The sequence below is a fragment of the Streptomyces sp. DH24 genome (assembly GCF_029813775.1).
Classification (GTDB): domain Bacteria; phylum Actinomycetota; class Actinomycetes; order Streptomycetales; family Streptomycetaceae; genus Streptomyces.
On record NZ_JARVKW010000036.1, the window covers coordinates 1 to 24,061 of the forward strand.

A 24,061-nucleotide genomic window follows, 5' to 3' on the forward strand; every position below is an offset into this window, starting at 1 on the left:
GGTGCCGGACCCGCGGCCGTTGACCGCCCGGGCGCCTTCCCGCGCCCGTCCCGCACCGACCTTCGTCCCCGCACCGACCCTCGTCGGCACCGACCGGAGTGGACAGCCCACATGACACAGCTCAGCGGATGGAAAGTACTCAACCCCGGCGGCCAGGGCGGTGACCTGGTGCTCGCCGTCGACTTCGCCACCACGGGACGGTCCGACTCGGGCTTCCTGGACCTCGCCCCGCGTCTCGATGCGGCGCTCGCCGTCTGGGAGACCCGGCAGCCGCCCGGCGCCACCGGCCTGTCGGCCGAGGACTACCTCGCGCTGTGGGACGGCCAGGCCGCGAGCAGCGGCCGTACGGTGCGGGCCGTGCTCGGCTACTGCGCCGGCAGCGTGTTCGCCGGCGAGCTCGCCGCGCGGATCGCCGCCCGGCAGGGCGAGGCGCCCCGCCTGGTGCTGTTCGAGCCGGAGGTGCCCGCCCCGGCCGGCCTGTACCGGGACTTCGCCGCCATGATGGACCAGTTCGCCTCGGTGCTGTCGCCCGACGAGGTCACCGCGGCCCAGGAGGAGGCGGACGCGGCACGCGTGGACGCCGTCGACTTCGGCGGCTACGGCGACGTCCTCGTCCGGATCTTCATGGAGCGGGCCGGCGCGGCCTTCGCCCGGGAGGAGCTGGACACCGAGCTGCTGGACGAGTTCGCCGCGGTGTTCCGCTCGTACGTCTCCTACCTGAACGCCGCCCGGCAGATCGACCCGTCCGTCACCTGGCGCGCCGGCATCGCGGTGAGCTCCCGGACCCCGTCCGAGGGCGCGGCGCTGGCCGGCCGGAACGTCGACGTCGACGTGGAGCACGCCGACATGCTGCGCGACGGCCGGGTGGCCGCGGTGGTCAACGAGATCATCGGCACGTACGTGGCGTCCTGAGCGGGTGGGTGACGCCCCCGCGTACAGGTCCGGCCCCCGCCGGGAGGTGGGCGGGGGCCGGGGCTCCGGCGGGTCCGGGTCCGGTCAGGTTTTGACGGTCATCGTGCGGTCGACCCGCTCGCGCGGCCGGCTCGAACCGATGAGGGCGCCGACCGTCATCACGCACCGGTCGCCGTCCCAGGTCCGCCCCGACACGAAGACGTTGTCGGCCATCAGCCGGTCGATCCGCGACTCGTGGCGCAGTACGGCGCCGGGGCGCACCTCGCCGAAGAAGCGGCAGTCGCGGAAGGCGGCGGCGACGGGCACGCCCTCGGCGGTGCCGGTGGACAGCCACAGCAGTACCGAGGCCTGGCCGAAGGACTCCAGCATCAGGGACCTCGGGTACATGTAGCGCGACAGCGGCAGTCCGTCGGCCAGGCCCTGGTAGCAGGGCTCGGAGCCGGAGACCGCCTTGGCGACGGTGATCCGCCGGCCGGGGTCGAGGGCCTCCACCCGGTCCACCAGGAGCATGGGGTGCCGCACCGGCAGCAGGTCCAGGATGCCGGTGTAGTCGGGCCCGGTTCCCCCGGCGGGCCCGGCCTCACCGGCGGGCCCGGGGCGCGCCTCGTCGGCGGACGGACCGGCGGCGAGGACCGCGTCCCGGTCGCCGAGCGTCACCTTGACCGCCGCGACGGGCGTGCCGTCCTGGCGGGTGCCGTCGGCGGTCACCTTCCAGCGTCCCGGGCCGTCGGGGGCCGCGGTGACCTCCAGGCGGATCTCGTCGCCGCCCTGCATCGGTGCCAGCCAGCGCCCGGAGCGCACGTCGAGCAGGTTCAGCGGCTCGTCCCCGCCGACCAGCGTGCTGGTCGCCTGGCGCAGCGCCTCCAGGACGAACACGGCGGGCAGCAGGGTGAGCCCCGGGAAGTGCCCCGCCATGTACGGGTCTTCGGGGTTGACGGTCTTGTACAGCGCGAAGCGCAGCTCGGGTCCGTCGGAGCGCGCCTCCATCCGGTCCACCGCGCGCAGCGGCGCCGCGAAGGTGCGCGGCCCGGTCGCGGGCCGCCCGCCCTGCGGTACGGGGGCGCCGCCGGTCATACGAACCACACCTGGTCGTACTCGGGCCAGCGCAGCGCCAGTTCGGCCCGGTCGAGGCAGACGGTCCCCGGCACGAGCTGCTCCGGGGCGAAGCCCAGCTCCGTCAGCGCGGCCCGGTCCACGTAGACGGTGAAGCCCTCGGCGATCAGGTCGCGCACGGAACCGCGGTAGTCCGGCAGCGTGTCGAGCTCCATGGTGCCCAGCCGCACCGACGGCCGGTAGACGTTCTCCTCGACGGCCATCGTGACCGCCGCGCCGCGCAGCGCGACGTCCACCCGCTCGAACTGGTCGTGCAGGTCGAGCAGTCCGTACAGGGCGTGGAAGAACTGCGCCTCGACCGCGCCCCGGTAGGCGCGGTCCAGGACGCACAGGACGGGCGGGCCCTGCCGGGTGCGGGCGGTGGTGGTCATCAGGCCCCTCCGAGGTAAAGGGTCTGCCGGGCACCGGCGATGGTCGCCGCCAGCCGCAGCGGGGAGCGGTGCCGTACCTGCGGGACGTGGTGCACGGCGCCGCGCTCTTCGGTGCACGCCGTGCAGCCGATCCAGGCGAAGCGGCCCCCGCCGTCGGCGATCATCCGCTGGACGATGGCGGACGGGGACGGGTAGTGGCCTTCCGGGTCACGCGTGTTGGGGAGCTTGGTGTCCCCGAACGTGTTCTGGGTCAGCATCGTCGCGTAGCCGCACGCCCAGACCCGTACCGAGCCGCCCCGGTCGAGCATCGCCTGGGACAGGCGCAGCGCCGAGGTGACCACGTCGCTGGAGTGCGGGGCGGCCGTCAGGATCAGCAGCAGGTCCCACATCCGGCGTTCCATGGCGGCCATCAGTGCCACACCCCCCGGCAGTCGTCCTCGGCGAGCGCCGCGGCGACGGCGTCCATGCCGACGACCTTGGCGTGCGGGGACAGCGTGGTGGCGGACAGCGCCCGCTGCGCCGCCGAGAAGTCGTCCACGAGGATCTCGGCGCCGGCCGCGGCCAGCCGCTCGATCTCGGGGGACGCGGTGCCCACGGCGGTCAGTACGCCGTCCTCCACGAGGAAGACCCGCACGCGGTGGCCGGCTTCCGCGAGCGTCGCGGCGTCCAGGAGAAACGTGCCCGCGTTGGGGCCCGCCCAGTTCCCCTTGCTCTCGATCATGAGGTAGGAGAGGCGGGAGGCCGTGCCGCGGGGCGCCGGCGCGGTCATCAACCGCCCAGCTTCCGGCTCAGCAGGTCGAGGATGTCGGGGAAGCGGCGGACCGTGCCGAGCTCCTCCTCGGGGATCTTGATCCCGAAGCGCTGCTCCAGCGTGACCGCGAGCTCCAGGGCGACGACGGAGTCGACGCCGAGTTCCTCGATGAGGAGAACGTCGTCGGTCAGCGCCGACAGCTCGACGTCCAGCGTGTCCGCCACCAGCTCCCGAAGTTCCGACACATCCAGCGTGGTTTCGGCACTCACCGGAATTCCCTTTCCTCGGGCCAATTCGCGCGATTTGTTCGAGCCTTCGGAGACACTCGTTGTCGGGTCTCCGAAAAACACCTGAAACTCTTGAGCCCACATGAAACCCTTGAGCTTCGGCGATGCTAGGTCAGCGCCGGGAACGTGACGAGGCGCCCGGCTGTTTGCTGCAGGTACTTGCAAGCGCCGCAGGCCCGTTCTTTCAGGAATGCATCCTGAAAGGCGTCGGCCATTGTGCCGCGCGACCGGAAAGAGCGAACAGCGAGGTGCACAGGTGGCGGTGGTGGTCACGGGGCTGGGCGCGGTGAGTTGCTTCGGCAGCGGAACCGACGCCCTGTGGGAGGGGCTGCTGCGCGCGGACCGGCGCCCGGAGCCCGCGCCCGAGATGTGCGGTCTGCCGACCCGGCCGCACCTGTACGGGGTGTCGGGCGACGCCGGTCAGGCGAGCCCGGCGGTCCCCGGCACGACGCCGACGGGCCGGACCAGCGCGCTGGTGACGGCCGCGGTCGCGGAGGCCGTGGCGGAGGCCGGGCTGACCGGCGACGACCTGTTCGACGCCGGGCTGTCGGTGGGGACCTCGCTGGGCGACATCGACCTGGCCGAGCGTCCCGGGGCGGCGGGCCCGCAGCCGGCCACCCACCACGTCGCCGCCTCGGTCGCCGCCCGGTTCGGCATCGGTGGTCCCGGCCAGACCCTCTCCACCGCGTGCTCCGCGGGCGCCTACGCCGTCGGCTGGGCCGTCGAACTGATCGAGACGGGCCAGGCCGACATCGTCGTCGCGTGCGGCGGGGACGCCTTCTCGCGCGTCGCGGTCGGCACCCTCCAGCGGTTCGGGCTGCTGGACGGCGAGTGCTGCCGCCCCTTCGACACCGACCGCGCCGGCATGGTCACCGGCGAGGGGGCCGCCGCCCTGGTGCTGGAGTCCGCCGACTCCGCCCGGCGGCGCGGCAGGCCCGCCATCGCCGAACTCGCCGGGCAGGGCTGGACCTGCGACGCCCACCATCCGATGGCCCCGGAGCCGTCCGGCGAACAGCTGCGCCGCTCGGCCGCCCAGGCCCTCGCCGGCGCGGCCGAGGCGCCGGGCGCCGCCGTGCTGCACCGCGCCGGGGTGGCGGGCAACGACTCCGTGGAGGCCACCGCGATCAGCGCGGCCGTGGCCGCCGCCTGCGGTGACGGCGGCGAGGTGCTCGGCTACGCGCCGAAGGCGGTCACGGGGCACACGGCCGGCGCGGCCGGGGTGTTCGGCTGCGTGATCGCCGCGCTCATCCTGCGCCACGGTCTGGTCCCTCCCAACGCCCATGTCGCCACCCTCGACCCGGACTGCCCGCTGACGGTTCCGCTGGCCGGTCCCGTCGCGCTGGCCCGGCCGTCGGTGCTGGTCAGCGGCACCGGTTTCGGCGGCAACAACGCCGTGCTCGCCTGGCGGGCCGCCGCATGACCGTCCTGATCACGGCGGCCGCCGCCGTCACCGAGGAGCCCGCGCCCACCGCCGCCGACGCCCCGCACTGGTTCGACCCCGCCGCCCACCTCGGCCGGCGCGGGTGGAAGTACTTCAGCCCGGCCACCCGGTACCTGCTGGCCGCCGGCAACCAGGCACTGGGCCGACGGCACGACGACCCGCCGCTGGACGGTGCCGCCGCCGAGCGGTTCGGCGTGGTCACCGGCACCCAGTACGCGATCACGCGGGTGCACCGGCGCATGGACACGGTGCTGACCACCGAGGGCGTGCACGGCATCAGCCCGGCCGAGGTGCCCGGGTTCTCGATGAACACGCCCGGCAGCCAGCTCGCCATCAGCACCGGCGCCCGCGCCTTCTCGGTCACGCTCACCAACCCGGTGACGGCCGGTCTGGAGGCCGTGCAGTTCGCGGTCACCGCGCTGCGCACCGGCCGCGCCGACCGGGTGGTGGCCGCGGCGACCGACCAGGCCCCGCGGGACCACGGGGGCAGCGGTGAGTACGACGCCGCCGCGGCCGTCGTCCTGTCCGCGGGGCACGGCGCGGCCGACGGCCCCCGCCCCCTCGCCGCGGTCACCGGCGGGCTCTCCCGGTTCCTCCCGCCGGGTCCCGCCGGTGGCCCCGACCCCGCCGCGCTCACCGCGGCCGGGACGCGGATCGCCGCCCTGGCCCGCGCCACGGACACCGTGCGGCTGGTGATCGGCGGCCCGGCCGGCGCCGCACCGCTCGCCGGCGCGGGCGGCGAGGCCACCGCCAAGGCCCTCGCCGACGCCGGGGCCGCCGTGCGGCACCCGGCCGGGGAGATCCGGGAGGCCCGGCACTGCGCGGTGTCCGGGCTGCTGGAACTGATCGACGCGGCCCGCGCCGGCGGGCCCGCGCTGGTGATATCGGTATCGGAAACCGGGCATCTCACCGCAATAGGCCTGGGTGATCCTGTTGGGCCGGAATTCATCTGAGTGCGGATATCCGCAGCGATACCCGGAGCACTTTGACCCGTCCAGCAGCGCCCCGATATCGTTCCCGGCATGACAGTCAGGGCAGAACAGCCGATCGACCGATTGACCCGATTCCGCAGAATCGGCGGGCTCGGCGCCGCTATAGCAGTGACACCGTACCTGCTCATCAAAATCGTCTGGACTTTCGGTTTCTTCATTCCGACCGAGGAAATGGGCGGGGCGGACTGGCGTGCGATCAACGCGGCGACCGCGTTCCTCGCCGCCGTCGGCATCGTGCTGGCCATGGCGTTCTCCAGGCCCTGGGGGGAACGCCTGCCCGCCTGGCTGGTGGCCCTGCCCGTGTGGGTGGGCACCGGACTGCTCGTGCCGATGCTGCTGCTGGCGCCGGTGCTCGGCCCGGCCGCCATGAACCGCGACCAGGACGCCGGCTCCCCGGACTTCTGGATCTACGAGCAGATCCTCGTGATGATCTCGCTGGTCGGCGTCGGGGTCGGTCTGCCGGTCGCCCTGGCGGGCTACGCCAGGGCGCGCTGGCCGGAGGCGCTGGGCGGTCCGCTGGAGTGCGCCGAACCGGTGGGCGGCACCCGTCAGTTGCAGACGACGCTGGCGAGGATGGCCGCGGTCGGCTGCGTCCTGCTCGCCTGCCTCAAGATCTTCTGGGCCGCGGGCGGCACCCTCGGCCTGGACTCCGGTGAGCTGGACCGCCGCGACCTGTGGTGGCACATGCTGTCGGCGAGCACGGCCGTGTGGGCCCTCGCCGGCGCGTGGGGCATCCTCGTCCTCACCGCGCAGCGCGGCGCGCGCAGGTTCCTGCCGCCGATGGCCGCGGCGTGGGTGGCGTCCGGGATGCTGTTCTCGTACAGCGTCTACAACCTGCTCACCCTGACCGACATGCAGCAGCCCTCCCCCGAACTCCCCATCATGGGAGCACTGGCCCGGGACGTCAGCGCGGTCCTCGGCGTGCTGATGGGCACGACGCTCCTGCTGGTCCTGCACGACCGCAGGCGCGCCCTGCGCGGCCAGGACTGACCCGCCTCCGGGCGCACCCGGACAGGACCCGACAACGCGGCACCGCCGTGCGGTTGCCTCCCCCCAGGACGCGGAGGCGATCGCACGGCGGTGCCGTTGGTACGCGCGAACGGCCTCAGGGGGCCGCGCCGGGAACGGGCAGGGTGCACCACTGGGGCAGCCTGGACCACACGTCGGGCGTGTAGAAGTGCCCGCCGGGCAGCTCGACCGCCTGGAACGCGCCCTCCGTCAGGGGCCGCCAGTGCCGCTCGACATCGGCGAAGGGCGCGGCGTCCTCGGTCCCGTACAGCACCCGCAGCGGCATCGACACCCGCGAGCCCTCGGCGAACCGGTAGGACTCCGACACCGCGAGGTCGGCGCGCAGCAGATCCACCGCGATCTTGACGAGCTCCGGTTCGTTGGCGACCACCGCGGACATCTGCCCGAGGTCGCGCATCCACCGCACGAGAGCTTCCTCGCTGTCGTCGGAGCGCGGGACGGTGGTGCGCACCTCGTGGCGCTTGCCCGGCGCCACGCCGCCCGACACGACCAGCGCCGACGGCACGGCGAGGCCGAGACGTTCGAGCTCCGCGGCCGTCTCGAAGGCCACCCACGACCCCATGCTGTGACCGAACAGGATGTACGGACGGTCGGCGAGGCACCGGACGGCCGCCCGCACCACGTCGTCGCGCAGGTCGGTCCAGTCGCGGGCGAACGGGGTGTTGAACCGGGACTCCCGGCCGGGGTAGCAGATCAGCGCCAGTTCCGTGTCGTCCGGCAGGACGTCCGCCCACTGCCGGAACGGCGCCGTGCCGCCACCGCAGTAGCTCAGGCACACCAGTACCCGCTCGGCGTGCGGCCGCGGCCGCGGCCGGTGCACGGCGGCACCGGCCTCCGTCTGTACCATCGTCGCCCTCATCACCGGCCTACTTGGCGCCTTCCATCTGGCGGACCAGGCTGAGCGGACGCATGTCGGTCCAGTGCTCGTTGACGTAGTCCAGGCAGGCCTGCCTGCTGTCCTCGCCGTACACCACGGTCCAGCCCGCCGGGACCTCGGCGAACGCCGGCCACAGCGAGTGCTGGCCCTCGTCGTTGACCAGCACACGGTACTGGGCGTCGTTGTCCTCGAAAGGATTGGTGCTCATCGTCCACTCTCCAAGCAAGGTCGCTTTTCGTTCCCTGACCGGCGTCGTCAGGCGCTGTACTGCCCGACCACGGGCAGTGTTTTCCCTGTGAAACCGAGGAATTCGTCCGGACGCTTCACCCCTCGGCAATGGCGGACCGGGAGTACCCCGGTTTCCGCGCCGCGACGTCCATTCGCCCGGTTTCCGCGATCACAACAAATGCCGGAACTCGCGCTTGTGCATCCTGCCCCCACGTGTGGTCATTCCACGGCAGAACCCGACCACAAAACCGCCGTACCACGCACGCTACCGACCCTCAAGTCGCCCTCCCCCAGGGCTTTCAGCAACCTGCACGGCACACGGGGGCCGTCACCTGTCGCGGCCTGTAGCCGAACCGTTGCCGTTCCATCGGAAGTCCCCCACAGCGACCGCATAGTGTGTGGGCCGTTCCGTTCCACATCAGGGGGAGTCAGCACCATGCGTTCCATACGGCCGTCCTTCGCACCACCCCGGGGAAGCGGCGGTCGCCGCCGGACCTCTCCCGTCCTGGGCGCGCTCGCCCTCGCCTCGGCTCTCGTGCTCACCGCCACGGCCTGCGAGTCGGGCGACGCCGACGCCGGCGGCCCGGCCACGGCTTCCGCCGCCGCCGACGACGGGAAGATCAAGATCCCGGACGATCTGCGGGACCGTCTCAAGGAACACGGCATCGACCTCGACAAGTGGAGGGACGGCGCCTGGAAGAACTGGGACAAGGACGACTGGCTGCGCGAGGCGCAGGACTACGTCAACCCCATCATCGAGGACCTGTGGGACCCGGACCGCATGCGGGACGCCGAGGAACCGGACCAGAGCGTCGACGACGGTGACCTCTCCGGCGACCAGGGGGTCACCGACCCCGAGCCGAAGCCGGTGCGGGCGCGGGCCGTCCAGCCGTCGTACCACGCGAGTGCCCCCACCGCGGGCAAGGTGTTCTTCGACTCCCCCGAGGGCACGATGGTCTGCTCCGCGACCGTCGTCGCCGACCCGGCCAACCCCGGCAAGTCCAACATGGTGTGGACGGCCGGACACTGCGTGCACGCCGGCAAGAAGGGCGGCTGGTACCGCAACATCGCCTTCGTACCGTCGTACAACGACGCGGGCAGGTCGGCGCAGGAACAGCAGGACGCCACCAAGGAGGAGGTCGCTCCCTACGGCGTCTGGTGGGGCGACTGGGCGCAGACCTCCGACCAGTGGATCGAGCAGGGCGGCGCGACCGGCGGGGACGGCGCCCCGTACGACTTCGCGGTCATCCACGTGACGCCGGAGAAGGGCAGCGGTGGCAAGTCGCTTGAGGAGACGGTCGGTTCGGCCCTCCCGGTGGACTTCGGGGCCCCGGCCGTCCCGGAGATCGAGAGCCTGACGGCGACCGGCTACCCGGCGGCGCCGCCGTACGACGGCCAGAAGATGTACCAGTGCCAGGACACGCCGGGCCGGCTGTCGCTGAACGCCTCCGACCCGACGATGTACCGCATCGGCTGCACCATGACCGCCGGTTCGTCCGGCGGCGGCTGGGTCGGCACCGGCCCGGACGGCAAGCCGGCGCTGGTGTCCAACACCTCGATCGGCCCGGTGACCGCCGGCTGGCTGGCCGGCCCGCGGCTCGGCGACGAGGCGAAGGGCGTGTTCGACTCGGTCAGCGAGAAGTTCGCCGGCCGGTAGGCGCCCGCCCGGCCGGCGCCGGGCCAACCACCACCGCACCAACCACAGCAATCACGCACGCTCCAACGGGGGTCATCTCACGATGCGTTCCACACGTACGTCCGTCGCCACCGGGCGCGGGCGGCGCTCCGTCCTCGCCGCCACCGGGCTCGTCGCGGCCCTGGCGCTCACCGCGACCGCCTGCGGCGGCTCGCAGGACTCGGCGAGCGACAGGCCCGACGCCACCACCTCGCAGGCCGCCGACACCGGTGACGGCAAGGCCGAGGTCCCGGCCGGTCTCGCCGACCGGCTCAAGGAGCACGGGATCGACGCCGAGCAGTGGAAGGACGGCGGCTGGAAGGACTGGGACAAGGACAAGTGGCTCAGTGAGGCCAAGGACTTCGTCAACCCGGTGATCGAGGGCCTGTGGAAGCCCGAGAGGATGAAGTCCGCGAAGGAGGCCGACAAGACGATCTCCACGAAGGACGCCTCGGCGGACCAGGGTGTCAGCGACCCGGACCCGGCGCCCGTCGAGGCCACCGCCGAGAAGACGCCGTACCACGACCACGCGGCCGCCGTCGGCAAGGTGTTCTTCGACGGCCCGCAGGGCGCGATGGTCTGCTCCGGCACGGTCGTCAAGGACGTCAACCACCCGGGCAGGTCCAACCTGGTGTGGACGGCCGGCCACTGCGTGCACGCCGGTGGCGACGGCGGCTGGTACCGCAACATCGTCTTCGTGCCGGCGTACAACGACCTCGGCAAGTCCGAGGCGGAGCTCGGCAACGCGAACTCCGTCGAGATCGCCCCGTACGGCAACTGGTGGGCGGACTGGGCCTCCACGTCGAACGGCTGGATCAAGGGCGGTTCGGAGACGGGCGGCGCGGGTGCCGCCTACGACTATGCCGTGCTGCACGTGAAGCCGGAGCAGGGCGCCAAGTCCCTGGAGGAGACGGTCGGCGCCGCGCTGGACGTCGACTTCACCGCCCCGTCGGCCACCGAGTCCGGGCAGATGGGCGCGTGGGGCTACCCGGCCGCGCCGCCGTACAACGGTCTGAAGATGTTCAAGTGCATCGACCGGCCCGGTCGATTCTCGCTGAGCCCGAGCCTGCCGACGATGTACCGCATCGGCTGCTCGATGACCGGCGGCTCGTCCGGCGGCGGCTGGTTCCGGGTGGTGGACGGCGAGACCAGGCTGGTCTCCAACACGTCGATCGGCCCGGCCGACAACACCTGGCTCGCCGGCCCCCAACTGGGCCGCGACGCGGAGTCGTTGTACCAGAACATGAGCAAGACCTACGGCGGCCGGTGACCGCCCGGCACCGTCCGCGGCGGCCGTGACCGCGGCACGCGAGAAGGCCCGCTCCCTGCGCTCGGCAGGGGGCGGGCCTTCTCGTCGTCCGGTGGGTCCGGCCGGTCAGGCCAGCGGCGCCGGAGCGTACGGCGTGAGGTCCGCCGCCAGCTCCTCGTGCACCCGCGCCTTGAGCAGGGTGCCCTCCGGGGTGTGCTCCTCGGAGATCACCTCGCCCTCGTCGTGGGCGCGCGCGACCAGCTTGCCGTGCGTGTACGGCACGAGGGCCTCGATCTCGACCGACGGGCGCGGCAGCTCGTTGTCGATCAGGGCGAGCAGTTCCTCGATGCCCTGGCCGGTGCGGGCCGACACCGCGATCGAGCGCTTCTCGATCCGCATCAGCCGCTGGAGCGTCAGCGGGTCGGCCGCGTCGGCCTTGTTGATCACGACGATCTCGGGAACGCCGGTGGCGCCGACGTCCGTGATCACCTCGCGCACGGCGGCCAGCTGCTCCTCCGGGTCGGGGTGCGAACCGTCCACCACGTGCAGGATCAGGTCGGAGTCGCCGACCTCCTCCATCGTGGAGCGGAACGCCTCGACCAGGTGGTGCGGCAGATGGCGGACGAAGCCGACGGTGTCGGCCAGCGTGTAGAGCCGTCCGCTCGGCGTCTCGGCCCGGCGCACGGTCGGGTCCAGGGTCGCGAACAGGGCGTTCTCGACCAGGACGCCCGCGCCCGTGAGGCGGTTGAGCAGCGAGGACTTGCCCGCGTTGGTGTAGCCGGCGATGGCCACCGACGGCACCTTGTTGCGACGGCGCTCCTGGCGCTTGATGTCGCGGCCGGTCTTCATGTCCGCGATCTCCCGGCGCATCTTCGCCATCTTCTCGCGGATCCGGCGCCGGTCCGTCTCGATCTTGGTCTCACCGGGGCCACGGGTGGCGAGGCCGCCGCCCTTGCCGCCGCCCATCTGCCGGGACAGCGACTGACCCCAGCCGCGCAGCCTCGGCAGCATGTACTGCATCTGCGCGAGCGCCACCTGCGCCTTGCCCTCCCGGGACTTGGCGTGCTGGGCGAAGATGTCCAGGATCAGGGCCGTACGGTCGATGACCTTGACCTTGACGACGTCCTCGAGGTGGATCAGCTGGCCCGGGCTCAGCTCACCGTCGCAGATGACGGTGTCCGCGCCCGTCTCGATCACGATGTCGCGCAGCTCGACGGCCTTGCCGGAGCCGATGTAGGTCGCCGCGTCGGGCTCGCTGCGCCGCTGGATCACGCCGTCGAGCACGAGGGCGCCCGCGGTCTCCGCGAGGGCGGCGAGCTCCGCGAGGGAGTTGTCGGCGTCGCGCGCGGTTCCCGTGGTCCAGACGCCGACGAGCACGACCCGCTCCAAACGGAGCTGGCGGTACTCGACCTCGGTGACGTCCTCGAGCTCGGTGGAGAGGCCCGCCACGCGGCGCAGAGCCGCGCGCTCGGAGCGGTCGAGCTGGTCGCCGTCCCGCTCTCCGTCGATCTCGTGGCTCCAGGCGACGTCCTCTTCCATCAGGGCATCGGCCCGAAGACCTTCGGGATAGTCGTGCGCGAAGCGCTTGGTGTCCTGGGAAGGGGAAGAAGAGGAGGTCATTGGGTCCTTACGTCGATGGGGCTCTACACGTCACAACGCACGAGTACCCGGGGAGATTCCCGCGACCCGTGAGGCGCGGTCCGGGCCGCGCCGCGACCTGACGATGGTCGCACGGAACGGCCCGTCTCGTCACCGTGTTATCCGCCGGGCGTTTCCCGGTCTGCGCGCCGCGTCGCGCCCGGTGACCGGCTCTCCGCCGGTGCTGTCGTCAGGCGGTGCGACGCCGTGCCGTCACCGGGTGGGCGCGGCGCTCTTCCAGTCGGGGTGGCCGGGCATGGGCGGGGTCTTCTCGCCGTACAGCCAGCCCTGGAAGAAGCCGTGCAGGTCGCGTCCGGCGATGTCCGAGGCCAGCCGGACGAAGTCGGCGGTGCTCGCGGTGCCGTCCTTGTGCGCGGTGACCCAGACCCGCTCCAGGCGTTCGAAGGCGGGGCGGCCGATCTCCTGGCGCAGCGCGTACAGCACGAGCGCGGCGCCGTCGTAGACGTTCGGGCGGAAGATGCTGGTCTTCCGGCCGGGGTCGGGCGCCTTGGGCGCGGCGGGCGGGCCTCCGGCGGCGCGCCAGCGGTCGGATGCGCCGTAGGCGGCCTTCATCCGCTCGGCGACGGGCCGGTCCGCCTTCTCCTGCGCGTACAGCGCCTCGTACCAGGTGGCGTGGCCCTCGTTGAGCCACAGGTCGGACCATCTGCGCGGGCTGACGCTGTTGCCGAACCACTGGTGGGCCAGCTCGTGCACCATGATCGACTCGACGTACCACTTGGGGTAGGCGGGCTGGGTGAACAGCTCGCGCTCGAACAGGGACAGGGTCTGTGTCTCGAGCTCGAAGCCGGTGGAGACGTCCGCCATGAGCAGGCCGTACGTCTCGAAGGGGTAGCGCCCGACCTTGCTCTCCATCCAGGAGATCTGGTCCGGGGTCTTCTCCAGCCACGGCTCCAGCGCCTCGCGGTGCTTCGTGGGCACGACGTCCCGGAGGGGCAGCCCGTGCGGGCCGGTGCGGTGCAGCACCGTGGAGCGGCCGATGGAGACCTGCGCGAGCTCGGTGGCCATGGGGTGCCGGGTGCGGTAGGTCCACGTGGTCGACCCGCGCGAGCGGTCCGCGCCGGCCGGCAGGCCGTTGGCGACGGCCGTGTAGCCGTCGGGCGCGGTGATCCGGAAGGTGAACATCGCCTTGTCGGAGGGGTGGTCGTTGCACGGGAAGACCAGGTGGGCGACGTCGGCCTGGTTGGCCATGGCCAGGCCGTCCTTGGTGCGCAGCCAGCCGCCCTCGCGCCCCGAGCCGTAGACGGGGTCGCTGGTGTGCCGCACGGTGATCCGCGTCCAGCTGCCCTGCGGCAGCGGGTCGTGCGGCGTGACGACGAGGTCCTCGCCGGCGGTGGCGAACGTGGCGGGCTCGCCGTCGACCTCGACGGACTCCACCTCACTGTGCGCGAAGTCGAGGTTCACGCGGTTCAGCGCGGTCGTCGTCCAGGCGTCGATGGTGGTGACGGCCTTCAGCGGCTTGTCGTTGGCGCCGGAGTACGTCAGGGCCAGGTCGTACGACGCCACGTCGTAGCCCGGGTTGCCCAGGTGCGGGAAGAGGCGGTCGCCGACGCCCAGCGGTTCGGCGGGGGCGCTCGCGGCGACGAGGCAGACGGCGACGGCGGAGGCGAGCAGCGCCGCGGACGTCCGCCGGCGGCGGGAGCGCGGAGCCTGGTGGCGGGGGGTGAGCAGCATGCCCCACCGCTATCAGCGCACGCGCGCGTGGCGTCGGCGGCGCGCGACCACCCCACTCGAACGGGTAGCCCGGGGGCGCCGGCCGGGCCGCACCGGCCCCGCTCGCGTCCGCCGGGGCCGAACGCGGGCCGGCTCACGCCCGTGCGCGCCCGGGTCCGGCTCAGCTCCCCGTCGTCTGCGGCTGGGCCCGGGTCACGTCGTAGACCCCGGGGACGTTGCGCATGGCGCGCATCAGGGTGGGCAACTGCGCCGCGTCCGGGAGCTGCACGGTGTAGGTGTGGCGCACCCGCTGCTGGCTCGGCGGTTCGACGGTCGCGGAGACGATCTCGGCGCCCTCGACGGCCATGGCCTCGGTGAGGTCGGCGAGCAGATGGGGCCGGACGAACGATTCGGCGACCAGCGTGACCCGGCAGTCCGCGGTGTCGCCCCAGCGCACGCCGACCTCCGCGCGCCCCGCGGCCGTCATACGGGCCACGGCGGCGCACTCGACGCGGTGCACGGTGACCGCTCCGCCGCGGACGGCGAAGCCGGTGACCTCGTCGGGCGGTACGGGCGTACAGCATCCGGCGAGCCGGACGGTCGCGCCGGGCCGGTCCACGACCGCGCTGGCCGCTGGTCGGGCGGCGGGACCCTCGGGGACCGGCCGGGCGGCGGGTCCGTCGGACGCGGGCCGGTGGGCGCCGGGCGCCCGCTCGGGTTCGGCCTCGCCGTCTCCGGCCGTCGGGTGGGCCGCGAGCCAGCGCTGGATGGCGATCCGCGCGGCGGGCGTGTGGGCGTGCTCCAGCCACTCCCGGGAGGGCTCGGACGCCGGGTCCTGCCCCATGAGGAGCTGCACGGTGTCCCCGTCGGTCAGCACCGTGCTCAGGGTCGCCAGACGGCCGTTGACCCGGGCGCCGATGCACGCGTGCGCGTCCTCGCCGTACTGCGCGTAGGCCGCGTCCACGCAGGTCGCGCCCTCGGGCAGGCCGAGCGTGCCGCCGTCGGGGCGGAAGACGGTGATCTCGCGGTCCTGGGCGAGGTCCTCGCGCAGGGTCGACCAGAAGGTGTCGGGGTCGGTCGCGCCCCGCTGCCAGTCGAGGAGGCGGGAGAGCCAGCCGGGCCGGGTGGGGTCGGCGCGCTCGCCGTCGTCCTGCTCCTCCGACGGCGGCGGGGCGTAGGGGTTGCCGAGGGCCACGACGCCGGCCTCGGCGACCCTGTGCATCTGGTGGGTGCGGATGAGGACCTCGACGACCTGTCCGTCCGTGGCGGTCCCCCCGTTCGAGTCCGTTCGAGAACGGGGGAGGGCGATCGCGGTGTGCAGCGACTGGTACAGGTTGAACTTCGGTACGGCGATGAAGTCCTTGAACTCCGAGACGACGGGCGTCAGACAGGTGTGCAGCTCACCGAGCACGCCGTAGCAGTCGGCGTCCTCGTTCACCAGCACCAGCAGCCGCCCGAAGTCCGTGCCGCGCAGCCGGCCGCGTTTGCGGGCGACGCGGTGCACGGACACGAAGTGCCGGGGCCTGATGAGGACTTCGGCGGCGATGTCGGCCTCGCGCAGCACACCGCGCACCTCGTCGGCGGCCTCGGCGAGGGGGTCGTCGGTGCGGGAGGCGTTGCCGACGATCAACTCCCGTGTGCGGCGGTAGTCCTCGGGGTGCAGGATCGCGAAGACCAGGTCTTCCAGTTCGGTCTTGAGGGCCTGCACGCCGAGCCGTTCGGCGAGCGGGATGAGGACGTCACGGGTGACCTTGGCGATGCGGGCCTGTTTCTCGGGGCGCATCACGCCGAGGGTGCGCATGTTGTGCAGCCGGTCGGCGAGTTTGATCGACATCACGCGGACGTCGTTGCCAGTGGCGACGAGCATCTTGCGGAACGTCTCGGGCTCGGCGGCGGCGCCGTAGTCCACCTTCTCCAGCTTGGTGACGCCGTCGACGAGATAGCGGACCTCCTCGCCGAACTCCTCCCCGACCTGATCCAGCGTTACGTCCGTGTCCTCGACGGTGTCGTGGAGCAGGGACGCGGTCAACGTCGTGGTCTCGGCGCCGAGTTCGGCGAGGATGAGGGTGACCGCGAGGGGGTGCGTGATGTACGGCTCGCCGCTCTTGCGCATCTGCCCGCGGTGCGAGGACTCGGCCAGCACGTAGGCGCGGCGCAGGGGTTCGAGGTCGGCGTCGGGATGGTGGGCGCGGTGCGCCTCGACGACGTGGCTGATGGCGTCGGGCAGCCGGTCGCGGGTGGCGGAGCCGAGCAGCGCGGCCCGGCCGAGGCGGCGCAGGTCGATCCGGGGGCGGGCCTTTCTGCGCGGCGCCGTGGGTGTGACGGCGCCGACGGCGGTCGGCGTCACCGGGCCTGGGCTCGCGGGATTCGCGGCCTCCGCGTTCATGGGCACCTCCGGCTGCGTGGACCGGCGGACGGGGTGCCCCAGGGCGGACACGGCTCAGGGGGCGGCGTCGGTCCCCCGTCCGGGCCGGTGCTTGATGCTATCGAGCCCACCACGTGCGACTGACCGCCTCTCGTCGAGCGTGAAACGGATCACCCATTCGAGCGAAGGCCCCCGGGGACACGGTTTGGTCCGGCGTGCCGGGAATGCCGAGGGGGCCCGCGTCGGCGCCGCCGGACCGGCCGGTCCCGGTCAGGTCTCGCTCCCGGTGGCCCGCGCCAGCCACTCGGCGTCGATCCCGCCCTCGGCGACGATCACCGCCGGGCCGGTCATCTCGATCTCGCCGTCGGGGTGTTCGGTGATCACCAGGGTGCCGCCGGGGACGTCGACGGTGTACGTGACCGGCGTCCCCGTCAGGGCCGGGTCGGCGCCGTCCCGGCGGGCGGTTGCCACGGCGGCCGCGCACGCGCCCGTGCCGCACGACCGGGTCTCGCCCGAGCCCCGCTCGTGCACCCGCAGCGCGACGTGCTTCGGGCCGCGGTCGACGACGAACTCCACGTTGACGCCGTCCGGGTAGGCGGAGGCCGGGCTGAACGGGGGCGGCGCGTACAGGTCCCCGGCGTCGGCGAGGTCGGCCACGAAGGCGACCGCGTGCGGGTTGCCCATGTTCACGTTCCGGGCGGGCCAGCTGCGCTCGCCGACACTCACCGTGACGTCGCCCTCCGGCAGGAGCGCGCGCCCCATGCCGACGGTGATGTCGCCCTCCTTGGCGATGTGCACCTTCTTCACGCCGCCGCGCGTGGCGACCGCGAGGTCGCCCTCGGCCACGTGACCGGCGCGCTGGAGGTAACGGGCGAACACGCGCACGCCGTTGCCGCACATCTCGGCGACCGAGCCGTCGCCGTTGCGGTAGTCCATGAACCACTCGGCCTCGCCGGCCATCTCCGCGGCCTCCGGGTGCGCGGCGGACCGCACCACGTGCAGCAGGCCGTCACCGCCGATGCCCGCGCGACGGTCGCACAGGGCGGCGACGGCGGCGGGCGACAGGTCGACGGCGTTCTCGGGGTCCGGGACGATCACGAAGTCGTTCTCGGTGCCGTGCCCCTTGAGGAAGGCGATCCGCGTGCTCATTCCTCGATCGTACGGGGTGGCGGGGGCGCGGCGTTCAGCGCAGCCGGGCCACGCGCCACACGGCGAGGACGACCACCGCGGCGACGACCACCGCGTACGTGAGGACGATCCGCCAGTCCGGACGGCGCCCCGAGCCGCGCTGCGGCAGGCCGGGCCAGGTGTGGCCGACGCGGCGGGCGGCCGTCATGCCCCAGCCGGCCGCGCAGGAGCAGATCAGCAGGCCCAGCATGGCGATCACGGCGCCGCTGTCGCCGAAGTCGAAGGCCAGCGGGAAGGCGAACATCAGCGAGCCGACGGCGGCCAGGCCCACGATGGGCGCGAGCTGCCAGATCCGCAGCCGGCGCTGCGGGCGCAGCTCGACCTCGACCTCGTCGCCGCCCGCGTACATCTCGTCGGCGGCGGGGCCGTCGTCGGTCACACCGCCGGGGGCGTCGTCGGGTCCGTCGGGGCTCAGACGTGCCCCGTCCGGTTCCGGTTCACCCTGGTCAGCGGTGAGGTGCTCGGTTTCCTGTGCGGTGTCGCGAGGGCCGGCCTCCATCGCCACGCGCCCTCCCAACTTGGCTCCACCTGGTCGATCGAAGCTCGATGATGGCACGGCCCCGGAGGCCGGGATGACGGCCGGGGCGTCCCGATGCCATCACGTGATCAGGCTGTAACCGGTCGTTCGACCAAGGACAGCGCGAGCCGCGGAAGCTCCGTGCCGTCCGACGCCGCCCCGCTCAGCCAGTGCACCCGCGGATCGCGCCTGAACCAGGAATCCTGCCGGCGCGCGAAGCGCTTGGTGGCACGGACGGTCTCGGCCCGCGCCTCGTCCATCGTGCACTCCCCGGCGAACGCCGCGAGGACCTGCTGGTAGCCGAGGGCGCGGGACGCCGTACGCCCCTCGCGCAGCCCCCGCGCCTCCAGTGCGCGCACCTCGTCCACGAGGCCCGCGTCCCACATCCGGTCGACCCGGCGGGCGATGCGCTCGTCGAGCTCGGGGCGGGCCACGTCGACGCCGATCTGGAGGGTGTCGTACACGGCGTCGTGGCCGGGGAGGTTGGCGGTGAAGGGGCGGCCGGTGATCTCGATCACTTCGAGGGCGCGGACGACGCGGCGGCCGTTGCTGGGCAGGATCGCGCGCGCCGCCTCGGGGTCGGCGGCGGCCAGGCGGGCGTGCAGCGCCCCGGAGCCGCGCAGCACGAGCTCCGCCTCCAGCCGGGCCCGGACCTCGGGGTCGGTGCCGGGGAACTCCAGGTTGTCGACGGCGCCGCGCACGTACAGTCCGGAGCCGCCGACCAGGACGGGCCAGCGGCCCTCGGCGAGCAGCGCGTCGATCCGCTCCCGCGCGAGCCGCTGGTACTCGGCGACGGACGCCGTCACCGTCACGTCCCAGATGTCCAGCAGGTGGTGCGGTACGCCGCCGCGCTCCTCCGGTGTCAGCTTGGCGGTGCCGATGTCCATGCCCCGGTAGAGCTGCATGGAGTCGGCGTTGATGACCTCGCCGCCGAGCCGTTGGGCCAGGAAAACGGCCAGATCGGACTTTCCGGCCGCGGTGGGTCCGACGACGGCGATGACTCGGGGGGCGGGGGCTGCGCTGCTCACGGCCCCAGTCTCGCAAACCCGGGCACCCACGCTCGAACGAGTTGGGAGACGCGGCACTTTCCGGACGGAGGTAGCGTTGCGAGAGAAGTGGGCTTTTCGCTCACGACTGCCCCCGGTGAAAGGTGAACGATGGGTCTCCTGGACAATCTGAAGGGCAAGCTGGGCCCGGCCAAGGGCAAGGTCTCCGGGCTGGCGCAGCAGCACGGCGGCAAGATCCAGCACGGCATCGACAAGGCCGCGAAGGCCGTGGACGAGCGGACCAAGGGCAAGTACAGCAAGGGCATCCAGTCGGGTTCCGGCAAGGCCAAGGAGGCCATGGACCGCCTCGCCCACAAGGACGGCCCCCAGGGCGGCACGGGCGGACCCGGCGAGCCGGGCGGGACGGGCGGCACGAGCGGGACAGGCGGCACGGGCGGCACGACGCCGCCGGCCGGGCCCCCGCCCACTTCCTGACCTGTCTCTCTTCTGGGACGACCGGCCGACAGAACGTCCGAGACGGCTGAAACGACTGGCACAACGGCGGACGGCCGGGGCGCGGACGCTCCGGCCGTCCGCCGTTGTGCACGACTGGTGCCGGCGACCCGTCACGGCTGGGGCCGGGCCGGGGGCGGACCTACGACCAGGCCGCCACGAAGTACCCCACCCCGTACGGCGCGTCCTCGTACAGCAGCGCCCCGCCGAGTCGCGCGCCCTCGGCCGCGCCGGCCAGGACCTGCCAGGGCGCCCGGCCCGCGACCCGCAGCTCGCGGGCGAGGGCGGGGTCCAGCGCGGCGAGGGCGCCGGTGTCGGCGGCACCGAGCGCACGCGCGATCCCCGCGTCGTAGGGCGCCGCCCGCTCGTCGAGGTACCCGGGGGCCTTCAGCGTGCGGCAGGCGCTGCCGTCGCCCATGACGAGCAGTGCGACCCGCCCGGCGCCGGCGGCGACCTCCCGTCCCAGGTCCAGGCACCGCCCGGCCGCGAGCGTGTCGCCCACGCCGATGCCCTCTACGGGTACGTCCGGCCACCCCGACGACCGCTCCAGCAGCCACGCCGCCACGGCGAGCGACACCGGCAACTCGCGCTCGTCGTCCGGCCCGCCGCCCTGCCCCAGCCGTACACCGAGGTCCACGCCGAAGCCCCGGAACGAGCCGGGCGTGCCCTCCGGGTGGTGCTCGGTCCCGTCGCCCGGGGCGGGAGCGACGACCACGAGCCGGTCGGGCCGGGCGGCGGCGAGCACGCCGAGCGCGTCCGAGCACGCGGCACGCGCGGCGTCCAGCTCGAAAGCGGCGCCCGCGGCGATCTCGGGCACGAGCAGCGGCGGGCAGGGACAGACTGCGGCGGCGACAAGCATGATCGGCAGCGTAACGCCGGCGCCGCCGGCGTGCGCGGCGCGGGCACCGCTCACGGACGCGGGGCCGGCCCCGATGCCGCGCCGGCACCGGGCACCGCCCACAGCCCCGATGCCGGGCCGCTCCCACGACGGCGTCACCCGCCGCTCGGCACGGCGTCGGCGCGCTCGGGCCTCGCGTCTCCGGTCAGTCGCAGCCGCAGCCGCTGCCCGTGGCGACCGGCAGCGGGGCCGGAGCGCCCACCTTCGGCAGGCCCAGCAGCACGCCCTGCGGCTTGGCCGCCTGCGCGGCGTTCCGCTTCTCCCAGGCGTCGCCCGCGCGCGTGCGGCGCACGTCGAGGACGGCGCCCTCGGCGAGCAGGTGGTGCGGGGCGGCGTAGGTGATCTCGACGGTGACCACGTCGCCGGGGCGGACGTCCTGGCCGGGCTTGGTGAAGTGCACCAGGCGGTTGTCGGGGGCGCGGCCGGACAGGCGGTGGGTGGTGTCGTCCTTGCGGCCCTCGCCCTCGGCGACCATCAGCTCAAGGGTGCGGCCGACCTGCTTCTTGTTCTCCTCCCAGGAGATCTCCTCCTGGAGGGCGACCAGCCGCTCGTACCGCTCCTGGACGACCTTCTTGGGGATCTGGCCGTCCATTTCGGCGGCGGGCGTGCCGGGCCGCTTGGAGTACTGGAAGGTGAACGCCTGCGCGAAGCGGGCCTCCCGCACGACGTGCAGGGTCTGCTCGAAGTCCTCCTCGGTCTCGCCGGGGAAGCCCACGATGATGTCCGTGGTGATCGCCGCGTGCGGGATGGCGGCCCGCACCTTCTCGATGATCCCGAGGTAGCGCTCCTGGCGGTACGAGCGGCGCATCGCCTTCAGGACCGTGTCCGAGCCGGACTGGAGCGGCATGTGCAGCTGCGGCATCACGTTCGGCGTCTCGGCCATGGCGGCGATGACGTCGTCCGTGAAGTCGCGCGGGTGCGGGGAGGTGAAGCGGACGCGCTCCAGGCCGTCGATCCTCCCGCAGGCGCGCAGCAGCTTGCTGAAGGCCTCGCGGTCGCCGATGTCCGACCCGTACGCGTTCACGTTCTGGCCGAGGAGGGTGATCTCGCTGACGCCCTCGGCGACCAGGGCCTCGACCTCGGCGAGGATGTCGCCGGGCCGGCGGTCCTTCTCCTTGCCGCGCAGCGCCGGGACGATGCAGAACGTGCACGTGTTGTTGCAGCCGACGGAGATGGAGACCCAGGCCGCGTAGGCGCTCTCGCGCCGGGTCGGCAGCGTCGACGGGAACGCCTCCAGGGACTCGGCGATCTCGACCTGCGCCTCCTCCTGGACGCGGGCGCGCTCCAGCAGGACCGGCAGCCTGCCGATGTTGTGCGTGCCGAAGACGACGTCCACCCAGGGGGCGCGCTTGACGATGGTGTCGCGGTCCTTCTGTGCCAGGCAGCCGCCGACCGCGATCTGCATGCCGGGGCGCTTCGCCTTCTTCGGGGCGAGGTGGCCGAGGTTGCCGTACAGCTTGTTGTCGGCGTTCTCCCGGACGGCGCACGTGTTGAAGACGACGACGTCGGCCTCGCCGTCGGCGCCCTCGGGGGCACGGACGTAACCCGCGTCCTCCAGCAGACCGGCCAATCGCTCTGAGTCGTGGACGTTCATCTGGCACCCGTAGGTGCGTACCTCGTATGTGCGTGTGCCGCCCACTGACTGGCTCCGGTCGATGCTGCTCATGGAGACAAGAGTAGGCGGTCCCCGTCAGTGGTCCGGCCGCCTGTGGACAACCTCGCTCAGGGCTCGATGAGGCCCGCGCGTATCGCGTAGCGGGTGAGTTCCAGGCGGTCGCGCATGCCGAGTTTGCGCAGGAGGTTGGCGCGGTGGCGCTCGACCGTCTTCGCGCTGATGAACAGCAGTTCGCCGATCTCCTTCGAGGTGTGGCCCTCGGCGACGAGCTTGAGGATCTCCTCCTCGCGCTCGGTGACCGCCCGCTCGGGCACTCCGTCGCCCCGGTGCAGCCGGTCCAGGTAGGAGCGGACGAGGGCCCGCTCGGCGCCCGGGTAGATGAACGGTTCGTCGCGCACGGCGGCCCGGCAGGCCTCCACCAGGTCACGGTCGGCGACGGACTTCAGGACGTAGCCCGAGGCGCCGGCGCGCAGCGCCTCGAAGAAGTACTGCTCGTTGTCGTACATCGTGAGGACGAGGATGCGCAGGTCCGGCTGCCGGCGGGACAGTTCGCGGGCGGCCTGGAGGCCGGTCATGCGAGGCATGGCGATGTCCAGGACGGCCAGGTCCACCTCCGTCTCCCGGGCGCGGGCGACCGCGTCGGCGCCGTCCCCGGCCTCGGCGACGACCGTCAGGTCCGGCTCGCCGTCCAGGATGAGGCGCACTCCGCGGCGTACGAGGGTGTGGTCGTCGGCGAGCAGGACGCGGATCGGTGCCGTCATCGAGGGCCTCCGGACGGTGCCGGTACGCGCAGGCGTACGTCGGTGCCCCGCTCGGGGGCCGGTTGAAGGGTGAGGGTGGCACCGGTCAGGAGGGCCCGTTCGCGCATGCCGCGGATCCCGGCCCCCTCGGGTGCCGCGCCGAGGCCGGAGCCGTCGTCGCGGACGAGGAGTTCGACACCGCCGGGGACCGGGCGGAGCCGGACTTCGGCGTGGCCGGCGGCGGCGTGCCGGGCGGTGTTCGTCAGGGCCTCCTGGGCGACGCGGTACACGACCAGTTCGGCCTCCGCGGTCAGCGGCGGCAGACCGGCGGTCACCTCGTGGCGCACGGTCAGGCCGGGTCCGGTGAACTCCGTCGCCAGCGACCGCAGCGCGCTGACCAGGCCGAGCTCCTCCAGGACGCCGGGGCGCAGCCGGCGAGCGATCCGGCGGACCTCGTCCAGGCCAGCGCGGGTGGCCTCCTGCGCCTGCCCGACCTCCTCGCGCAGCTCCCCCGGCACCAGGTCGGCGACCCGCTTGAGCTGGAGGAGCACGGCGGTGAGGGTCTGGCCGACCTCGTCGTGGAGTTCCCGGGCGACGCGGTGGCGTTCGCGTTCCTGCGCGTGCAGCGCGCGTGCGGCACCCGCGGCGCGTTCGGATCGCAGCCGGTCGAGCATCGTGTTGTACGTGGTGATCAGCTCGGCCGTTTCGGCGGGTCCCGCGGCGACCGCGGGCGCGCCCGGCCGCAGCAGGTCGGCGGTGGCCATGGCCCGGCCCAGGCGTTTGAGCGGGGCGAGTCCGACGCGCAGCACGACCGCGTTGCCGGTCAGCAGCACGGCGAGTCCGGCGAGGACGACGAGTGCCTCGCCCGGCAGGACGGGCGTCGACACGGTGACCGGGCCGAGCAGCAGCGCGGTGGCGACGACCAGACCGGTGGCGTTGAGGGAGAAGATCCGCCAGAACAGCGACAAGGTCCCGCTGCCGCCCCTTCCCGTCCCGTCCCCGTCC

The 24,061-nt window shown here is 73.2% G+C and carries 24 protein-coding genes; 7 read left to right on the forward strand and 17 right to left on the reverse strand.

Annotated elements, in window-relative coordinates; all coding sequences use genetic code 11:
* The first annotated feature begins 111 nt into the window (after window positions 1-111).
* A complete protein-coding gene (locus QC282_RS24895) occupies window positions 112-912 on the forward strand; it encodes a hypothetical protein (protein ID WP_279551787.1) in 801 nt (266 codons plus the stop codon).
* A gap of 84 nt (window positions 913-996) precedes the next feature.
* Here QC282_RS24895 and QC282_RS24900 read toward each other — a convergent pair whose 3' ends face one another.
* The 5 genes from QC282_RS24900 to QC282_RS24920 are packed head-to-tail and all read right to left on the reverse strand — an operon-like array spanning window position 997 to window position 3,416.
* Window positions 997-1,986, reverse strand: coding sequence for a hypothetical protein (locus tag QC282_RS24900; RefSeq protein WP_279551788.1), 990 nt, complete (start codon window positions 1,984-1,986; stop codon window positions 997-999).
* Window positions 1,983-2,396, reverse strand: coding sequence for a hypothetical protein (locus tag QC282_RS24905; protein ID WP_279551789.1), 414 nt, complete (start codon window positions 2,394-2,396; stop codon window positions 1,983-1,985). Before QC282_RS24905 ends, QC282_RS24900 begins: the two co-directional genes overlap by 4 nt.
* A complete protein-coding gene (locus QC282_RS24910; protein WP_279551790.1) occupies window positions 2,396-2,806 on the reverse strand; it encodes a hypothetical protein in 411 nt (136 codons plus the stop codon). Before QC282_RS24910 ends, QC282_RS24905 begins: the two co-directional genes overlap by 1 nt.
* On the reverse strand, window positions 2,806-3,165 hold the full coding sequence (locus QC282_RS24915) for a DsrE family protein (protein ID WP_279551791.1): 360 nt from the start codon (window positions 3,163-3,165) through the stop codon (window positions 2,806-2,808). The genes QC282_RS24910 and QC282_RS24915 overlap by 1 nt, the downstream gene beginning before the upstream one ends.
* Window positions 3,165-3,416, reverse strand: a complete 252-nt coding sequence (locus QC282_RS24920) for an acyl carrier protein (RefSeq protein ID WP_279551792.1) — start codon at window positions 3,414-3,416, stop codon at window positions 3,165-3,167. Before QC282_RS24920 ends, QC282_RS24915 begins: the two co-directional genes overlap by 1 nt.
* A gap of 274 nt (window positions 3,417-3,690) precedes the next feature.
* On the opposite strand from QC282_RS24920, the gene QC282_RS24925 reads away from it, so the two are divergent.
* The 3 genes from QC282_RS24925 (at window position 3,691) to QC282_RS24935 (ending at window position 6,857) form a co-directional block, all read left to right on the forward strand.
* Window positions 3,691-4,854, forward strand: coding sequence for a beta-ketoacyl synthase N-terminal-like domain-containing protein (locus QC282_RS24925; protein WP_279551793.1), 1,164 nt, complete (start codon window positions 3,691-3,693; stop codon window positions 4,852-4,854).
* Window positions 4,851-5,828, forward strand: coding sequence for a beta-ketoacyl synthase N-terminal-like domain-containing protein (locus QC282_RS24930; RefSeq protein WP_279551794.1), 978 nt, complete (start codon window positions 4,851-4,853; stop codon window positions 5,826-5,828). Before QC282_RS24925 ends, QC282_RS24930 begins: the two co-directional genes overlap by 4 nt.
* Window positions 5,829-5,975: 147 nt before the next feature.
* Window positions 5,976-6,857, forward strand: a complete 882-nt coding sequence (locus QC282_RS24935) for a hypothetical protein (RefSeq protein ID WP_279551795.1) — start codon at window positions 5,976-5,978, stop codon at window positions 6,855-6,857.
* Window positions 6,858-6,972: 115 nt separating this feature from the next.
* On the opposite strand, the gene QC282_RS24940 is transcribed toward QC282_RS24935, so the two are convergent.
* On the reverse strand, window positions 6,973-7,755 hold the full coding sequence (locus tag QC282_RS24940; protein ID WP_279551796.1) for a thioesterase II family protein: 783 nt from the start codon (window positions 7,753-7,755) through the stop codon (window positions 6,973-6,975).
* Between the two features lie 7 nt (window positions 7,756-7,762).
* On the reverse strand, window positions 7,763-7,981 hold the full coding sequence (locus QC282_RS24945; RefSeq protein WP_279551797.1) for an MbtH family protein: 219 nt from the start codon (window positions 7,979-7,981) through the stop codon (window positions 7,763-7,765).
* A 456-nt stretch (window positions 7,982-8,437) separates the two neighbouring features.
* On the opposite strand from QC282_RS24945, the gene QC282_RS24950 reads away from it, so the two are divergent.
* Window positions 8,438-9,658, forward strand: coding sequence for a hypothetical protein (locus tag QC282_RS24950; RefSeq protein WP_279551798.1), 1,221 nt, complete (start codon window positions 8,438-8,440; stop codon window positions 9,656-9,658).
* A gap of 82 nt (window positions 9,659-9,740) precedes the next feature.
* Window positions 9,741-10,946, forward strand: coding sequence for a hypothetical protein (locus QC282_RS24955; protein WP_279551799.1), 1,206 nt, complete (start codon window positions 9,741-9,743; stop codon window positions 10,944-10,946).
* A 105-nt stretch (window positions 10,947-11,051) separates the two neighbouring features.
* Here the strand turns inward: QC282_RS24955 and hflX are convergent, their stop codons facing one another.
* The 6 genes from hflX to miaA all read right to left on the reverse strand — a co-directional run bounded on the left by hflX (window position 11,052) and on the right by miaA (window position 19,332).
* Window positions 11,052-12,545, reverse strand: a complete 1,494-nt coding sequence (gene hflX / locus QC282_RS24960; RefSeq protein WP_279551800.1) for a GTPase HflX — start codon at window positions 12,543-12,545, stop codon at window positions 11,052-11,054.
* Between the two features lie 231 nt (window positions 12,546-12,776).
* The gene (locus tag QC282_RS24965) at window positions 12,777-14,255 is read right to left on the reverse strand and encodes a M1 family metallopeptidase (RefSeq protein ID WP_279551801.1); all 1,479 of its coding nucleotides are present in this window, start codon (window positions 14,253-14,255) and stop codon (window positions 12,777-12,779) included.
* Between the two features lie 160 nt (window positions 14,256-14,415).
* Entirely contained in the window at window positions 14,416-16,620 is a 2,205-nt protein-coding gene (locus QC282_RS24970; RefSeq protein WP_279551802.1) for a bifunctional (p)ppGpp synthetase/guanosine-3',5'-bis(diphosphate) 3'-pyrophosphohydrolase, read from the reverse strand.
* Window positions 16,621-16,869: 249 nt separating this feature from the next.
* Window positions 16,870-17,748 carry a diaminopimelate epimerase gene (gene dapF / locus QC282_RS24975; protein WP_279551803.1) on the reverse strand — a complete coding sequence of 293 codons (879 nt, stop codon included), beginning with the start codon at window positions 17,746-17,748 and terminating at the stop codon, window positions 16,870-16,872.
* A gap of 34 nt (window positions 17,749-17,782) precedes the next feature.
* A complete protein-coding gene (locus QC282_RS24980; protein ID WP_279551839.1) occupies window positions 17,783-18,286 on the reverse strand; it encodes a hypothetical protein in 504 nt (167 codons plus the stop codon).
* 107 nt (window positions 18,287-18,393) lie between these two features.
* Window positions 18,394-19,332, reverse strand: a complete 939-nt coding sequence (gene miaA, locus QC282_RS24985) for a tRNA (adenosine(37)-N6)-dimethylallyltransferase MiaA (protein WP_279551804.1) — start codon at window positions 19,330-19,332, stop codon at window positions 18,394-18,396.
* A gap of 129 nt (window positions 19,333-19,461) precedes the next feature.
* On the opposite strand from miaA, the gene QC282_RS24990 reads away from it, so the two are divergent.
* Entirely contained in the window at window positions 19,462-19,785 is a 324-nt protein-coding gene (locus tag QC282_RS24990) for an antitoxin (RefSeq protein WP_279551805.1), read from the forward strand.
* 160 nt (window positions 19,786-19,945) lie between these two features.
* On the opposite strand, the gene QC282_RS24995 is transcribed toward QC282_RS24990, so the two are convergent.
* The 4 genes from QC282_RS24995 to QC282_RS25010 form a co-directional block, all read right to left on the reverse strand.
* Window positions 19,946-20,662, reverse strand: a complete 717-nt coding sequence (locus tag QC282_RS24995) for a class III extradiol dioxygenase subunit B-like domain-containing protein (RefSeq protein WP_279551806.1) — start codon at window positions 20,660-20,662, stop codon at window positions 19,946-19,948.
* Window positions 20,663-20,846: 184 nt separating this feature from the next.
* Window positions 20,847-22,367, reverse strand: a complete 1,521-nt coding sequence (miaB, locus tag QC282_RS25000) for a tRNA (N6-isopentenyl adenosine(37)-C2)-methylthiotransferase MiaB (protein ID WP_279551807.1) — start codon at window positions 22,365-22,367, stop codon at window positions 20,847-20,849.
* A gap of 56 nt (window positions 22,368-22,423) precedes the next feature.
* Window positions 22,424-23,077: a response regulator transcription factor gene (locus tag QC282_RS25005; protein WP_279551808.1), complete on the reverse strand. Its 654-nt coding sequence runs from the start codon at window positions 23,075-23,077 to the stop codon at window positions 22,424-22,426.
* A complete protein-coding gene (locus QC282_RS25010; RefSeq protein WP_279551840.1) occupies window positions 23,074-24,024 on the reverse strand; it encodes a sensor histidine kinase in 951 nt (316 codons plus the stop codon). The genes QC282_RS25005 and QC282_RS25010 overlap by 4 nt, the downstream gene beginning before the upstream one ends.
* Window positions 24,025-24,061 lie beyond the last annotated feature (37 nt).

Excerpts from the sequence above, each read along its gene's own strand:
- QC282_RS24895 (WP_279551787.1), top strand. The coding sequence starts at position 112 with ATGACACAGCTCAGCGGATGGAAAGTACTCAACCCCGGCGGCCAGGGC.
- QC282_RS24900 (WP_279551788.1), bottom strand. The coding sequence starts at position 1,986 with ATGACCGGCGGCGCCCCCGTACCGCAGGGCGGGCGGCCCGCGACCGGG.
- QC282_RS24905 (WP_279551789.1), bottom strand. The coding sequence starts at position 2,396 with ATGACCACCACCGCCCGCACCCGGCAGGGCCCGCCCGTCCTGTGCGTC.
- QC282_RS24910 (WP_279551790.1), bottom strand. The coding sequence starts at position 2,806 with ATGGCCGCCATGGAACGCCGGATGTGGGACCTGCTGCTGATCCTGACG.
- QC282_RS24915 (WP_279551791.1), bottom strand. The coding sequence starts at position 3,165 with ATGACCGCGCCGGCGCCCCGCGGCACGGCCTCCCGCCTCTCCTACCTC.
- QC282_RS24930 (WP_279551794.1), top strand. The coding sequence starts at position 4,851 with ATGACCGTCCTGATCACGGCGGCCGCCGCCGTCACCGAGGAGCCCGCG.
- QC282_RS24940 (WP_279551796.1), bottom strand. The coding sequence starts at position 7,755 with ATGAGGGCGACGATGGTACAGACGGAGGCCGGTGCCGCCGTGCACCGG.
- QC282_RS24945 (WP_279551797.1), bottom strand. The coding sequence starts at position 7,981 with ATGAGCACCAATCCTTTCGAGGACAACGACGCCCAGTACCGTGTGCTG.
- QC282_RS24950 (WP_279551798.1), top strand. The coding sequence starts at position 8,438 with ATGCGTTCCATACGGCCGTCCTTCGCACCACCCCGGGGAAGCGGCGGT.
- QC282_RS24955 (WP_279551799.1), top strand. The coding sequence starts at position 9,741 with ATGCGTTCCACACGTACGTCCGTCGCCACCGGGCGCGGGCGGCGCTCC.
- hflX (WP_279551800.1), bottom strand. The coding sequence starts at position 12,545 with ATGACCTCCTCTTCTTCCCCTTCCCAGGACACCAAGCGCTTCGCGCAC.
- QC282_RS24965 (WP_279551801.1), bottom strand. The coding sequence starts at position 14,255 with ATGCTGCTCACCCCCCGCCACCAGGCTCCGCGCTCCCGCCGCCGGCGG.
- QC282_RS24970 (WP_279551802.1), bottom strand. The coding sequence starts at position 16,620 with ATGAACGCGGAGGCCGCGAATCCCGCGAGCCCAGGCCCGGTGACGCCG.
- dapF (WP_279551803.1), bottom strand. The coding sequence starts at position 17,748 with ATGAGCACGCGGATCGCCTTCCTCAAGGGGCACGGCACCGAGAACGAC.
- QC282_RS24980 (WP_279551839.1), bottom strand. The coding sequence starts at position 18,286 with ATGGAGGCCGGCCCTCGCGACACCGCACAGGAAACCGAGCACCTCACC.
- QC282_RS24990 (WP_279551805.1), top strand. The coding sequence starts at position 19,462 with ATGGGTCTCCTGGACAATCTGAAGGGCAAGCTGGGCCCGGCCAAGGGC.
- QC282_RS24995 (WP_279551806.1), bottom strand. The coding sequence starts at position 20,662 with ATGCTTGTCGCCGCCGCAGTCTGTCCCTGCCCGCCGCTGCTCGTGCCC.
- miaB (WP_279551807.1), bottom strand. The coding sequence starts at position 22,367 with ATGAGCAGCATCGACCGGAGCCAGTCAGTGGGCGGCACACGCACATAC.
- QC282_RS25005 (WP_279551808.1), bottom strand. The coding sequence starts at position 23,077 with ATGACGGCACCGATCCGCGTCCTGCTCGCCGACGACCACACCCTCGTA.